Annotated in this window: 11 protein-coding genes; 5 read left to right on the top strand and 6 right to left on the bottom strand. The window is 64.3% G+C overall.

The window, feature by feature from the left end:
* Positions 1-169 precede the first annotated feature (169 nt).
* The 4 genes from CH293_RS18905 to CH293_RS18890 all read left to right on the top strand — a co-directional run bounded on the left by CH293_RS18905 (position 170) and on the right by CH293_RS18890 (position 4,059).
* A complete protein-coding gene (locus CH293_RS18905; RefSeq protein WP_094721124.1) occupies positions 170-1,195 on the top strand; it encodes a LacI family DNA-binding transcriptional regulator in 1,026 nt (341 codons plus the stop codon).
* A gap of 114 nt (positions 1,196-1,309) precedes the next feature.
* A complete protein-coding gene (locus CH293_RS18900) occupies positions 1,310-2,194 on the top strand; it encodes an ABC transporter permease (protein WP_019666718.1) in 885 nt (294 codons plus the stop codon).
* Between the two features lie 17 nt (positions 2,195-2,211).
* Positions 2,212-3,240: an ABC transporter substrate-binding protein gene (locus CH293_RS18895; protein WP_019666719.1), complete on the top strand. Its 1,029-nt coding sequence runs from the start codon at positions 2,212-2,214 to the stop codon at positions 3,238-3,240.
* A gap of 9 nt (positions 3,241-3,249) precedes the next feature.
* Positions 3,250-4,059, top strand: coding sequence for an ABC transporter ATP-binding protein (locus CH293_RS18890; RefSeq protein WP_094721123.1), 810 nt, complete (start codon positions 3,250-3,252; stop codon positions 4,057-4,059).
* Positions 4,060-4,113: 54 nt separating this feature from the next.
* On the opposite strand, the gene CH293_RS18885 is transcribed toward CH293_RS18890, so the two are convergent.
* The 4 genes from CH293_RS18885 to CH293_RS18870 are packed head-to-tail and all read right to left on the bottom strand — an operon-like array spanning position 4,114 to position 10,299.
* Positions 4,114-5,163: a zinc-binding dehydrogenase gene (locus tag CH293_RS18885; protein ID WP_094721122.1), complete on the bottom strand. Its 1,050-nt coding sequence runs from the start codon at positions 5,161-5,163 to the stop codon at positions 4,114-4,116.
* Between the two features lie 56 nt (positions 5,164-5,219).
* Positions 5,220-6,386, bottom strand: a complete 1,167-nt coding sequence (locus CH293_RS18880) for an amidase (RefSeq protein ID WP_255122918.1) — start codon at positions 6,384-6,386, stop codon at positions 5,220-5,222.
* Positions 6,387-6,403: 17 nt separating this feature from the next.
* Entirely contained in the window at positions 6,404-8,221 is a 1,818-nt protein-coding gene (locus CH293_RS18875; protein WP_037105250.1) for a hydantoinase B/oxoprolinase family protein, read from the bottom strand.
* Complete coding sequence (locus CH293_RS18870; protein WP_037105248.1) at positions 8,218-10,299, bottom strand: hydantoinase/oxoprolinase family protein; 2,082 nt, start codon at positions 10,297-10,299, stop codon at positions 8,218-8,220. The genes CH293_RS18875 and CH293_RS18870 overlap by 4 nt, the downstream gene beginning before the upstream one ends.
* A gap of 284 nt (positions 10,300-10,583) precedes the next feature.
* Between CH293_RS18870 and CH293_RS18865 the strand changes: the two genes are divergently transcribed.
* Positions 10,584-11,327 (top strand): FadR/GntR family transcriptional regulator, encoded by a 744-nt coding sequence (locus CH293_RS18865; RefSeq protein WP_037105243.1) that lies wholly within the window; start codon positions 10,584-10,586, stop codon positions 11,325-11,327.
* A 75-nt stretch (positions 11,328-11,402) separates the two neighbouring features.
* On the opposite strand, the gene CH293_RS18860 is transcribed toward CH293_RS18865, so the two are convergent.
* Entirely contained in the window at positions 11,403-12,413 is a 1,011-nt protein-coding gene (locus CH293_RS18860) for a diiron oxygenase (RefSeq protein WP_206539348.1), read from the bottom strand.
* A 198-nt stretch (positions 12,414-12,611) separates the two neighbouring features.
* The gene (gene aztD / locus CH293_RS18855) at positions 12,612-13,850 is read right to left on the bottom strand and encodes a zinc metallochaperone AztD (RefSeq protein ID WP_094721120.1); all 1,239 of its coding nucleotides are present in this window, start codon (positions 13,848-13,850) and stop codon (positions 12,612-12,614) included.
* Positions 13,851-13,919: the final 69 nt, after the last annotated feature.

The raw sequence follows: 13,919 nt of genomic DNA, 5'->3' as shown, positions 1-13,919 counted from the left end.
GTGCACGGACGTTCAGGGCAGGGGACGGGCTGAGCCGTCGGGAAGGTTCCAGAAACGGTGTGGCGGAAAGTTCCACACGCGTCGAGCGAACAAGTCAGCTTCGGAATGCGCTTTCCAAGCTATGCTGTCCACGTCGGTTGGTCAAGCGGCAACTCGAGGAGAATCGATCATGGCGGCAGTGCGACTGCAGGACGTGGCCGCGGCGGCAGGGGTTTCCCAGGCCACCGCGTCGAGAGTCCTCAACGGCTCCTCACGAATCCCGGGAGAAGGCGTCGCAGACCGGGTTCGCGCAGCCGCGGCAGACCTCGGCTATATAGCAAATGCCCAGGCCCAAGCGCTTGCACGGTCCTCCACCGGCCTGATCGGGCTGGTGGTCCACGACGTCGCGGATCCGTACTTCTCCTCCATCGTGCGCGGAGTGCAGAACGAGGCGCGCACAGCCGGCAAGCTGGTCCTCCTGGCCAGCACCGAGCGCGATTTCGACATCGAACGCCAGTCGGTCAGCACGTTCATCTCGCACCGCGCCGACGCCATCATCCTGGCCGGTTCGCGTCAGAGCGGTGACCTGGATCGAGATCTGGAGAAGGAATTCGCTGCGTATCGAAAGAACGACGGAAAAGTGGTGGTCATCGGTCAACCGCTACCGTTCGGCGCAGCCGTCGAACCGGAGAACTTCGTGGCGTCGGCGGCACTCGCCGAGGCATTGATCGGCGAGGGACACCGACGGTTCGCGATCATCGGCGGGCCCGGCAACATCCGCACGTCGGTGGACCGGCGAAACGGTTTCGTCGACGCCCTGGCCAGGCACGGCTTTGCCCCGGAAATCGAAGTGGCGGGCGACTTCTCACGGGACGGCGGATTCAGCGCTGCCCGACGCCTCGCCGCGGCGCTGGAACTGCATCCAGGCTCCGAGACCGCGCCGCCCTGCGTCTTCGCCGTCACGGACGTGATGGCGATCGGCGCCATTGCGGCGTGGCGCAGCCAGGGCTTTCGTGTGCCCGACGATGTCTGCGTCGCGGGTTTCGACGACATCCCGACGCTGCGGGATCACTTTCCGAGCCTGACGACCGTCGCCCTGTCGCTCGTGGAGATCGGTGAGCGTGCGGTGAAGCTCGCTCTCGACGGGGAGCAGGACACGCACGAGTACGCCCCCGGCACCGTCGTGTTGCGTGCGAGCAGCGCTCTGACCAGGTGAACTTTAAGAACTCTTGACAGTGTGGGCGCGGTCACACTACATTCGCTTCAGCTTCGGAAAGCGCATTCCAGCGGGAGCGTCGTAGCCCGCCCACTACTAGCTCGAGGACTTCTCATGGCGGTAACAACGTCGGTCGAGATCCGTTCCGCTGAGCCGTCGGCAACACACCCTGCGCCGACGGATCATCGACGGAGCTTCAAGAACATTCTGCCCTCCTTCCGAAACACGTGGTCCGGACTGTGGCGCCCGCTCGCGCTCGTGGCCGTGCTGGTAGCAGCATGGTGGGCGGTGACCGAGTCGGAACTCGTCGCGCCCTACATCCTCCCGTCGCCCAGCGACACCTGGTCGACGATGGCGGACAACGCCTCGTACCTCGCCGGGCACACCTGGGTCACCACGTACGAGACCATCGCCGGATTCGTGATCGCCGCGCTCGTCGGCGAAGCCGTTGCGGTACTGATGATCTACTCGTCGAGCATCGAGAAGACGATGTATCCACTCATCCTCTTCGCTCAGGTCATTCCCAAGATCGCCATCGCACCACTGTTCGTCGTGTGGCTCGGATTCGGAGCCAGCCCCAAGATCCTCGTCGCCGTGTTGATGGCGTTCTTCCCCATCGTCATCGCCGGCATGGCCGGACTGCGTTCGGTGGACCCCGAGATCCTCGAACTCACCTCCACGATGGGCGCCAGCAAATGGAAGACCTTCGCCAAGGTCCGGTTCCCGGCGTCGTTGCCGCAGTTGATGTCCGGACTGAAGATCGCCGCGACACTCGCCGTCACCGGAGCGGTCGTCGGTGAATTCGTCGGGGCCAACGAAGGACTCGGCTACGTCATCCTCCAGGCGAACGGAAACATCGACACCGCAATGTTGTTCGCGGCGCTGATCATCATGTCCGCCCTCGGCATCATCCTCTTCATGATCATCGAGATCGCAGAGAAGTTCCTCATCCCCTGGCACGCGTCGCGTCGATCCACTGCATCCGCGTCCGCCGTCTGACACATCGGAGAAATCGAATGAAACTCGGAAAACTCGTCATCGCGGCGGCCGCCGCATCGTCCCTCGTACTCGCCGGTTGCAGCGGAGGCGGTGCCGAGGAGAAGGCTCCCGGCACCGACGGTGAAACCACGGCGACATCGCTGATGCTCAACTGGTATCCCTACGGCGAGCACGCCCCGTTCTACTACGGCGTCCAGGAGGGGATCTTCGCCAAGCACGGCATCGATCTGACCATCACCGCCGGCCAGGGCTCGACGAAGACCGCGCAGGCAGCGGGATCCAACCAGACCGACTTCGGCTGGGCCGACTCCGCGGCCGTCCTGTCCAACATCGACAAGGGCGTACAGATCAAGAGCGTGGGCGTCTTCCTGCAGACCACCCCCTCGGCCGTCCAGGTCTACGCCGACGGCCCCATCCAGACCACGGCCGACCTCGCCGGCAAGACCATCGCGGTCTCCGCGGGCGATGCGCCGACGACCACGTTCCCCATCTATCTCGATGCCGTCGGCGTCGAGGAGAGTTCGGTGTCCCAGCAGAGCCTCGACTCCGCAGGCAAGGTTGCCGCCATGTTGTCCGGCCAGGTGGACGGTTTGATCGGCTTCGCACACGATCAGGGCCCCAACATCGCGAACAAGAGTGGCCGCGAGATGCGGTACCTCAAGTACTCCGACGCGGGCCTGAACTTCTTCAGCAACGGCCTCATCGCCAACGAGTCGACCATCGAACGCTCCCCTGAGTTGGTCCAGGCAATGGTCGACGCCACCACCGAATCCTTCGAAGCCGCCATCGCCAATCCCGAGGCTGCGGTGGCCTCCATGGTCGGCAAGGACCCCCAGACTCCGCCCGAGTCGGTGTTGCTGCAGCAGTGGCAGGAGACAATCCCGCTGCTCACCACCCCCAACACCGAGGGCAACGCACCGGGCGTCAACTCCGAAGAGGACTGGGTATCCACGATCACTGTTCTCTCCGACGCCGGCCTCCTCGAGAGCGCCGACGAGCCGTCGAAGTACTGGGATTCCACCTTCACCACGACCACCGAGCAGTGAGGTAGGGACATGACCGCCACCTTCGATCGACCGAAAACCGTCCTGACCGACACCGCAGTTGCCGTCGACGACCTGAGCGTCCGCTTCTCCTCCAAACGAGGTGACGTGACAGCGCTCAGCGATGTCGACCTCACGGTAGGAGAAGGAGAGTTCGTCTCCATCGCCGGACCGTCGGGATGCGGCAAATCGACGCTGCTCAAAGTTGTTGCCGGACTGACCAATGCGAGTTCCGGCAGTGTGAGCCTGCGCGGCAAGCAGGTGAAGGGGCCGCAGCGGGGCATCGGTTACGTGTTCCAGCGCGCCGCACTTCTGGAATGGCGGACCGTCCGCAAGAACATCCTGCTGCAGGGCGAGATGCGCGGCATGAACCGCAAGCAGACAGCCGCGAAAGCCGACCAGCTGATCGAGATGACCGGCCTCAGCGGTTTCGAGAACGCACTCCCCCACGAACTGTCCGGCGGTATGCAGCAACGAGTCTCGCTGTGCCGCGCCCTGCTGCACGAGCCCGAAGTGTTGCTCATGGACGAACCGTTCGGCGCACTCGACGCGCTCACCCGAGAGAAGATGAACGTCGAGTTGCATCGCATCTGGCGCGAAACCGGAACGACGGTGATGCTGGTGACGCACTCCGTGGCCGAGGCCGTGTACCTGGCCAATCGCGTCGTCGTGATGAGCCCGCGGCCCGGCCGGATCGTCGAAATCCTCGACGTCGACCTCCCCGCCGAGCGGGATTACAGCTCCACCATGGAACAGCCGGAGTTCATCACCGTCGCCAATCGGGTTCGCGACCTCCTCGGCGCGACGACGAGCGCCGACTGACCCTAGGTGAGTGGAAATGTGTCCTGGAGGACACATTTCCACTCACACAAGGCTCTAGCGGCGGGGATCTACCAATACCTTCGCGTGGGTGCTCTGTCCCGAATCCAGCTCGACGAACATGTCGGTCAACTCCCCGAGCCCGATCGTGCCGGTGTGCAGAGACGCGACATCGAGTCGCTTCTCGGCGATCGCGGTCATCGACCCGACGAAGTCCTCGTGGGAGTACGCCAACGATCCGATGACCGTGAGCTCGCGACTCTGCCAATCGCCGTAGCTCACCTGCGAGTCCGTTCCCGGGTAGCCCAGCAGCGACAGCACTCCGCCCCGACGAACCAACTGTGCCGACGGCTGGAGAAGACTTGCCACTCCGGTGCATTCGAAGAGAACGTCGGCACCGAGTCCGTTGGTTGCTCCGCGCAGCACGCGATCGAGGTCGGCCGGTTCCACCACGTCGGTGAACCCGAGCCGACTCGCCTGCTCGCGGCGATGCGGTGACGGTTCGGAGACGATCACCCGGCCGGCACCGGCGTTGCGGGCGTGCTGCGCCGTGAGCAAGCCGATGGGCCCGGCTCCCTGCACCACCACGGTCGATCCGAGCGTCATGGCGGTCCGCTTCACCGCATGGAAAGTCACGGTCGCTGGTTCCACGAGTGCGGCTTCCTCGTCCGTGAGCGCGTCGGGCACCGCGATCACGCGACGGGCCGAGACGGTCAGCGTGGTGCCGAATCCGCCGTGCACCGGTGCGTCGTCGGTGATTCCGTTGGCCTCGGCGAACGCCAGATCACAGTGCGCTGCGTGTCCTGCCGTGCATTGAGGGCACCGCCCGCATGCTGGGCCCACTCCGCCGACGACCCGCTGCCCGACAGCAACGGTCGTGACGTCCTTGCCGATCGCGGAGACCGTTCCGGTCCACTCGTGGCCGAACACAGCCGGGGGCAGGGCAGCCGACGAGTACCCGTGGGTGTCGGTCGCGCAGATCCCGCAGTACCTGATGTCCACGACCACGCCGTCGTCCGCCGGCTCGGGTGCGCGTGCCTCGTCCACGGTCTCCGCTCGGTGCGGAGCAACGACATGGACGTAACGCTGGGCTTCCAACACGGACATGATGGTTACTTCCTTTGTAGATACTTCATAAAGTATCTACAACCATACGCTCCAGCTCACCTGGGTGAGTGCGTGTGCCAGTCCGTCGCCGCCTGATAGCGCGAACCCATGTCGAACAGGTGCTGTTCGTGGTGGGCGGCGGCGGTGAGCTGCATTCCCACCGGCATACCCGAGACGGAGTGGAATCCGACGGGAACAGCAAGCGTGGGACCGTCGTGCAGAGACCAGGGGTAACTGAACTGACCCATCCGGCGAGACTGGGCGACGACGTCGTCTCCCCCGTCGATGCGGGGAACGTCCACCGGCATCGTGGGGGTGAGCACCACGTCCACGTCCGTGAACACCCTCCTCAGTCCGGTGCGATACTCCGTTCGACCGCGGACGGCGGCCGCCCGTTGGGCATCGGAGATGCTCAGCCCGAGGGAGATTCTTTCGAGTGTCGCGGGCTGGAACAGTTCCGGTTGTCGGTCCACGCGGGTTCGGTGCCGGTGCGCCAGGTCCGAGTAGACGATCGTGTAGACGATGTCCTGAGCGTCGGCGACGCCCGGGATCTCGATGGGCACGACGTCGTAGCCGAGGGTTTCCAGAACTCGGGTTGCAGCGTGGACGGCGTCGGCGACACCGCTGTCGACGTCGTCGGTGAAGAACGTGGTGGGAACACCGATCCGCAGGGTTGTCGCTGCGGCCGATGCCGGGTGGTCGGCGAGGACGCTGAACAGCCGGGCAACACCGTCGACCGTCCGTGCCATCGGCCCGACGGTGTCGAACTCCTCGCTGACCGGGAACACACCGTCGTTGCTGATCGCTCCCCAGGTCGGCCGGAGTCCGACGACACCGCACGCCGACGCCGGCAGCCGCACCGAACCTCCGGTGTCCGTTCCCAGTGATGCGTCGACGAGTCCCGCGGCCACCGCGGATCCCGATCCCCCGCTGGAGCCACCGGGTACCCGGCTCGTGTCCCACGGATTTCGGGGGACGGCGGCCGCGGTGTTCTGCGAGGTGACGCCGACCGCGAACTCGGCCATGTTCAGCTTCGCAGTGATCCGAGCGCCCGCGTCGAGCAGTCGAGCGACGACCTCCGCGTCGCGATTCGCCACGTGCCCGTCGAAGAATCTCGATGCACACGTGGTGGCCACCCCGTCGACATCGATGTTGTCCTTGACGCCGATTCTCATCCCGGCCACGGGGCCGGTGCCTGACCCGGCGCGGTCACACCAGGTGATGACCGCGCCGAGATCGGTCAGGCCGCGCTCCCGGCGCGCAGGCCCGCAGTTGCTTCCTCGTCGACGGTCCAGTTCTCGGTGTTCACGACCACACCGTAGTCACGGCGCGCGTCTTCCTCGGTCAGGTACTCGTCCCACACGTCGCTGAGCACCTGGAACGGGTCACGCTCGAAGGGATTTCCGAAACCGCCGCCCGACGGGAGTTTGATCTCGAGCGTGTCGCCGGCCCGGATGGTTTCCTGAGTGACCTTGGAGTACAGCACTTCCTCGCGATCGGTCCCGGCGTTGCGGGTGAAGGATCCGGACACACCGTTGTGACCGCCCAGCGCGCCCGCCGGGGCGTCGGAGCGATTGTCTGCTTCCGAGCCGAGGAACGTGTCGGTCTCCATGAGCCACTTGCGTACGCTGCCGATGCCGCCGCGCCACCGCCCGGGAGCGGGGGCCTCGTCACGCAGTTCGTATCGCAGAGCCCGCATCGCGTGATTGAGCTCGAGTTCCTCGATCGGATTGTTTCGGGTGTTGGCCATCAACGCGTCGACGGCATCCATCCCGTCCTTGCCGTTCCGGCCGCCGTAGGATCCCTCGTTGATTTCGATGTAGACCCAATAGGATTCGCCGTCCGGCGCGATCCCGGAGTACGCGATCGCACACAGCGCTGCGGACGAACCGGCGACGGCGTGATCGGGAAGTACTGGTGCAAGCGCCAGGTTGATCGAGTCGAACACTCGATTGACCTGGGAGAAACGAGCGAAGCACGACGCCGGGAAGTCCGGGTTGAAGATGGTTCCCTCGGGTGCGTATGCCTTGACTGGCCGGAAGCACCCGTCGTTCTGCGGCACGAATTCCTCGGTGACGTCCTCGTCGAGCAGGATCGTGCGGATTGCCGAGACCGCAACCGGCAGAACGGAACCCTCGAACGGAACGTTGAACGCCGTCGGCACCTGACTGTTGGACCCGGTGAGATCGATGAGGATGTCCTCGCCGTCGACCTGGACTCGCACGGCCACCGCAAGCGGTTCACCGCGGTTCTTGCCGTCGTCGTCGAGGTAGCCGATGGGAGCGGAGTAGCTGCCGTCGGGGATCTCCCGAATCTTGTTGCGCAGCATTTTCTCCGAGTAGTCCATCCACCGCTCACCGGCACTCATGACGGTGTCGAGGCCGTACTTCTCCAGTAGCTCGGTGAACCGCTTCTCCCCGATCCGAGAGCAGGCAATGAGGGCTTCGAGGTCGCCGCGGTTCTGCTCCGGCGTGCGCACGTTGTCGAGGATGTGCTGGATCAGGTAGTCGTTGCGAACTCCGGCCTCGTAGATCTTCATGGAGTCCATGAGTTTGCCTTCGGCCCAGACGTCGACGACATCCATGCACAGTCCCGGGAAGTTTCCCCCGACATCCGATACGTGACCTGTGCAGCCGGCGAAGCCGATGTGCTCGCCCTGCCAGAAGATGGGGATGATCACGCCGTAGTCCGGCGAGTGCGCCGCCCCGTGGTACGGATGATTGTGCAGGATGACATCGCCCGGCTTGTACGTTCCCGCGAGCCGACGGTTGACTCCGCGGATGTAGGCGGGAATCGAACCGCAGTGCATGGGTGTGGAATCCGATTCGCAGAGCTCTCGTCCGTTGACGTCGAAGATACCCGCGCCGAGGTCCTCGGACTCACGGATGAGGCTCGAATACGCCATTCGGTAGAGGACCTGCGCCATTTCCTTGGCCATGGACTGCAGTGCACCACCGATGACACGCAACGTGATCGGGTCGACCTCGACGTCGTTCCACGTTCGTGTTGCCTCACCGGCGAGTGACACTCCGGTCTTGGGCATCAGCGCCTTGCTCATGCGGATTTCCTCTCGATGATGATGTGGCCGACGGCGTCGACTTCTGCGCGCTGATTCATGCCGACGATGGTGGTCGAGTCGAACTGTTCGACGATGGCGGGCCCGTCGAACGTGTTGCCGGCGAGCAGCAGTGATCGCTCGTAGACCGGCGTCTCCACCCATTCGGGTTTGGCTGTCTCGTCGGCCCAGAAAAGAGCCTGCGTCGTGGTCTTGATCGCGGCCGACGCGTCGGCGCCGCCTTTTTCGATGTCGGCGATGCGGACGTGAGGAACCGCGCCGACGCCGGTGACCCTGATGTTGATGAGCTGAACAGGTTTGTCGTCGAAGCGTTGTGAGTAGGTACGGCCGTGGGCTTCGTGGAACGCCTCGGCGGTGGTCTTGATCCACACGTCGTCGATGGCGCCGTCGGGCGCCTGGACGCGGAGTTCGTAACCCTGGCCGACGTATCGACAGTCGACGCTACGTTCGAGCGAGATGTTCTCGGCCGCAACGCCGTCGGCTTCGAGTTGCGCGATTGCCTGTTGGGACAATCGTTCCATCTGCGACGCGACCAGTTCGATGTCCGGGTCGGCCGACGACGTCCACACTGTCGTGGGCACCTCGTAACGGATGTCGGTGGTCAGAAGCCCGACGGCCGAGGTGATGCCGGGGTGGCCCGGCACGATCACGCGAGGGATACCGAGTTGGTCGGCGATCTGCCAGGCGAACAGAGGCCCGGCGCCGCCCTCGGCGATCAGCGAGAAGTCGCGTGGGTCATACCCTTTGCGCACGGAGTGCAGGCTGATGGCCTCGGTCATCGAGTGCGCCAGAATCTTGAAGATGCCCATGGCCGCTTCGTCGAGCGGGGTGCCGAGCTTGTCCGCGATGTGGGACTGAATGGCCTCACGGGCGAGTTCGGGCTTCACTTCCATGGTGCCGGAGAGGAAACTGTTCTCCCGCAGCCAGCCCATCGAGACCATGGCGTCGGTCGAGGTGGGTTCGGTGCCGCCGCGGTCGTAACAGGCAGGACCCGGCACTGCTCCCGCACTGCGCGGCCCGACGCGGAACATGCCACCGTCGTCGACGACAGCGATGGATCCACCACCGGCACCGATGGTGTCGACCTCCGCCATCGGCACCATGGCGTGGTAGTCACCGATGCGGGTGTCGAGCAGGTGTTTCATGCGCAGTGCACCGTCGGGTGCCACGCCGACGTCGGCGGAGGTGCCACCGACGTCGAGGGTGATGACGCTCGGATATCCCGACGCCTTGCCGATTGCGCATCCGCCGAGCAGACCGGCGATGACACCACTTGTCAGCAGCGACACCGGGATCTCGCTCGCGCTGCGCGATGTCACGAGGCCGCCCGCAGAGGTCATCAGGTGAACGTCCTCGCCGACCTGGGCATCCCGCGCCTTGCCGGCCAGGTTCGCGATGTACTTGGAGGTCTTCGGGCCGATGAATGCGTTCAGCGCAGCCGTCGAAAAGCGCTCGTACTCACGGTATTGCGGTGCGACCTCGCTGGAGAGGGAGACGAACACATCGGGGAATTCCTCGGCGATGATCGCCTTGACGCGTTGCTCGTGCGTCGGGTTGCGGTAGGAGTGCAGGAATGCGACAGCGATCGCCTGCACTCCGCGCTGCTTCAGCAGGCGCACCTGCTCGCGTACGGCGTCCTCGTCGAGCGGAGTCAGGACGGCGCCCGCGGCATCGATGCGTTCCGGCACGACGCGTCGGTTACGGCGCGGCACCAATTGCCACTTCTGCCACGGAAGGTCCTGGTAGTTCGAGTAATTGAGCGGGCGCTTCTTGCGGGCGATGTGGAGAAGGTCGCGGAAACCTTCGGTGGTGATCATGCCGACGTCGCATCCGTTGTGTTCGAGCACGATGTTCGTCGCCACGGTCGTACCGTGGAAGAACATGTCGATCTCCGACGGATCGATCCCCGCTCGTTCGGCGAGAACGGCGATGCCGTCCATGGTGCCGATGGAGGGATCGTGATTGGTCGACGGCGTCTTGTGCACCACGACGGTTCCGTCGTCGTCCCACAGCACGAGGTCGGTGAACGTTCCTCCGACATCGACTCCAATTCGTTTCATCAAAGCTTCCGTTTCTGCCGGCGCCCACTGTGGAGCGGAGAGGTGCTGAGTAGGCTCTTTCGACCCTGCGAGTGTCGTGGATCACTGATGCGAGGTGACACGAGTCATAGTGCCTGCCGATCCCGGCGAACGCAATACCTCTGATGTTTCTGCTCCGCACAGGCCCGGACGGGCCTCTTCCATCGGTACGATCCGGCGTGCCGACGCTAAAGAACGGATGATTCGACCGGACGTACACGTCACACGGGTTACGCTCATCGGCGACCAGACCCTGCGACCAGACCCTGCGACGAACGGACAGTGAGGACCTCGACGTGACCGATACGGTGCCGAAAAGCGGACCTGCGTATGCAGTCCTGGCCACTCGCTTGCGTGAGCGCATCCTGTCGGGAGAACTTCAACCGGGTCAACGACTGCCCGGGGATGCCGAGCTGACCGCAGAGTTCGGGGTCGGCAGGAGCACCATTCGCGAGGCGCTCAGATCTTTGGCCAGCCAGAATCTCATCCAAACGACGCGCGGAGTCACCGGCGGCAGCTTCGTCTCCGCCCCCACCGTCGGGCACATCAGTGCCCACCTGGAGACGGGGGTCGCCTTGATGGCAGCTGCGGAGACCGTGACCGTGGATCAGCTCATGGAGGTGCGCAATCTGATGGAGGTGCCGGCCGCGGGAATCGCCGCGTTTCGTCGCACCGACGAGCACATCGCGCAGTTACGCGAGACGATCTTCGACCCCACCGACGCCCAGGGTCCAGAGACGTTCACCAAGAATCAGGAGTTCCACCTGGTCTTGCTCCGCGCGGCCCAGAACCCGCTGCTCGAGTTGATCACTGCACCCGTCTTCCGGGTGTTGTCGGGCAGATTCGGCCGCGACCACGCCCCGGACGGTTTCTGGACGTGCGTCGACCACGACCATCGCGCGATTCTCGACGTCGTCGCCGACGGCGATTCCATGGGCGCGATGGACCTGATGCGCAAGCACCTCGACCACCTGGGTGATTCCTACCGCCAGATGGACACCCTGCGGTAATCATCTGCTGATTGTGCGAGTGGCCCGTGACGAGCTCGAGCAAAACTCTGATGTTTCGCCGCGATACGCGGTGGCTCAGTCGAGTGCGGAACGGTCCGGCTCGCCGCGGAATCGGGAGACCGAGCCGTCGATACGGAGCTTCTTCCACAGGTATTTGGCGGTGCGGTTGGTCATGCCGATTTCGTCGACCAGCATTCGGACGTCGCCGAAGTAGGACTGCAGTTGGTTGCTGCCCACCGGGCCACCCCAGTACGCCTCTTTGACGACCGAACGTGGAATGTCCAGGTCTGCGGCCAGTCTGCGCGGTGGCGCCATGATCACGCCGGCGAGCCAGCGCATGATGATCGGCGTCGACACCGAGACCAGCCACTTGTTGATTCTGCCGAGGTTCGGGTAGTGCTGACGGAGGAAGTGGTGCGCGAACGAGATGTGGCGCGCTTCCTCGGCGATGTGGATCTCCATGGTGCGCAACATCGCCGGGGGAACGTCCTTACCCTGCCGGATGACTTCCTTCTGCCAGTGGTCGATCGGCTCTTCGCCCGCGAGGATTCCGATGAAGAACACGACGGGGAATGCTGCGCCCAGCATGCCCATCGTCGGTGAGGCGAGGCGGAAGTCGGTGCGCATACCCGGCACGTCGGCCCCGGATCGGTTGACCAACTCCTGGAACATCTGAATGTGGTTGCACTCCTCGGTGATCTCGTGGAGGCAGTACCGAAACTCGAGCGAGTTGTTCGGCATCTTCATGATGAACTGCATCATTCCGCGGATGAGGATGCTCTCGAACGCGGCACCGACCTTGACCGAGTTGATCTGGATGTGGTGTCCGATCTCGATCTGCCGTCCGCGCGGAAGTTGCTGGTACCACGCAGTCCCGCCGAGCGGATGGTAGTTCGGCAGTATCCACCGGGGATCGTGCGAGAACATCTGGAACTCTTCGCTGTCCCAGTCGATGTCTCGGTAGGGGTCGAAGTTGCGGCGCACCGAACCTTCGGACAGAACATCGAGCATTTCGCGGTACGTCTCGACCGGAAGCCTGGTAGACCTGCCGGCACGTGACGTGCTCTTGCCGGTAACTGTAACCATGCGATCCTCTTCCCGTCCGTCACCGGCAATACGCCTGGTGGCAGCCCATCCACTCGGAAACAATCATGCTTGCTGGTAACCAAAGTTACACACACTTCGTCGGGATGGGAAGGGTCTTTCGACAACGAACAGGCCCGGTGTCGGTGATCGATCACCGACACCGGGCATGGTTCGTCCGATGTTGCCGCCTACGAGGGTCTAGCCGGTCACACCCGTCAGCTCGTTGGGTGTGTGGGCGAGCTCGCCCGTCTGGGTGACCTCACCCGTGGACAGGTCCACGGCGTGGATCGAGTTCTTCGCCGGGTCCGAGACGAAGGCAGTTCCCTCGTGAACGAACAGCGCGGGGCGCGGCTCCTGCCACTCGACCGGTTCTTCCCACGCGTCGACGACGGGGATGGTCTGCGTGACGGACTTGCTGTTCACGTCGATGACGTGGAGCGCACCGTCGGTGCCGAGCACGATCGCTTCGCCTGCCGGTCCGCGTCCGAGCGAGCGGAAGGTGTAGCTGGTTCCGAGGTCGACGAGTGTGAGTTCGCCAGTCACGGTGTCGGTCAGCGAAACCCGGGTCGGACGCTCGAGCTCTGCGTCGGGATCGACCTTGTAGTCGCCGAGCAGAACCGGTGAGTCCTCGTCGCCGGCCTGGTTGCCGATGCGGCCGTATGCGTCCGGGCTCTGGACCTTGGTGATGGCACCGTCACGGTAGATGAGCAGACCGTCCTGGCAGCCGACCACGACGGTCTCGTCGGCTGCAACAGCCTCGCCGTGCACGCCAGGGCACTCTTCGTTGCGGACGATTTCCTTGCGGTCGGCGTCCAGGACGACAATGCCGGTGCGCTCGTCCTCGTTTCCGAGGGTGGTGAGCAATGCGCCATCCGAGAGTTCCACCGCGACACCGTGATGCGCCTCGGGCGTGGTGTAGGTGTCGGTCTCGGGCTTCTCGCCCTCGAGCAGCGCGGCGGATTCGAAGATCTCGACCTTGCCGGTACCGTCGTCGAACAGAACGGTCTTGCCGTCGTGCCGGACGACGTGCCCGGGTGTGGTGGCGTCGAACTTGACGTCGGTGAGTGCCGGCGTCGACGTGAAGTGCTCCGAACCCGAGGTCCAGGTACCGGCATCGAGTGCGGTGAAAGCACCTGAGCCACTGACGAAGACGTGGCGGCCGTCGCCGGCGGGGTTGAGTCGCGTGAAGCCGTCGATACCGGTGACGTCGTCGACGGTCTCGAGCGTGGCAGCGTCGAGGACCAGGACGCCGCCGTCGTAGCTGACCGTCAAGCGCGGCGTCGCAGCGGAATTGGACACGGGGGCAGCTGCCGCCGAGCTCTCGCTGGTGGCACTGTCGGCCGAATCGGAAGAAGAGGAGCAGGCCGCCAACAAGGCAACCGAGGTACCCAGCGCGACGACGGCGCCGAGCGATCGAGTGGTGCGGTTGTTCATCATGTTCCAAAGAAGTACAGGTACATGCAAATGATTGTCAAAGCCTATAGTGCGTACAAATGCATGTGTGAC

This window comes from Rhodococcus sp. 14-2470-1b (genome assembly GCF_002259415.1).
Classification (GTDB): Bacteria; Actinomycetota; Actinomycetes; order Mycobacteriales; family Mycobacteriaceae; genus Rhodococcoides.
The sequence above is the reverse complement of the archived record's forward strand: the minus strand, read 5'-3'. Positions and strand labels throughout refer to the sequence as shown.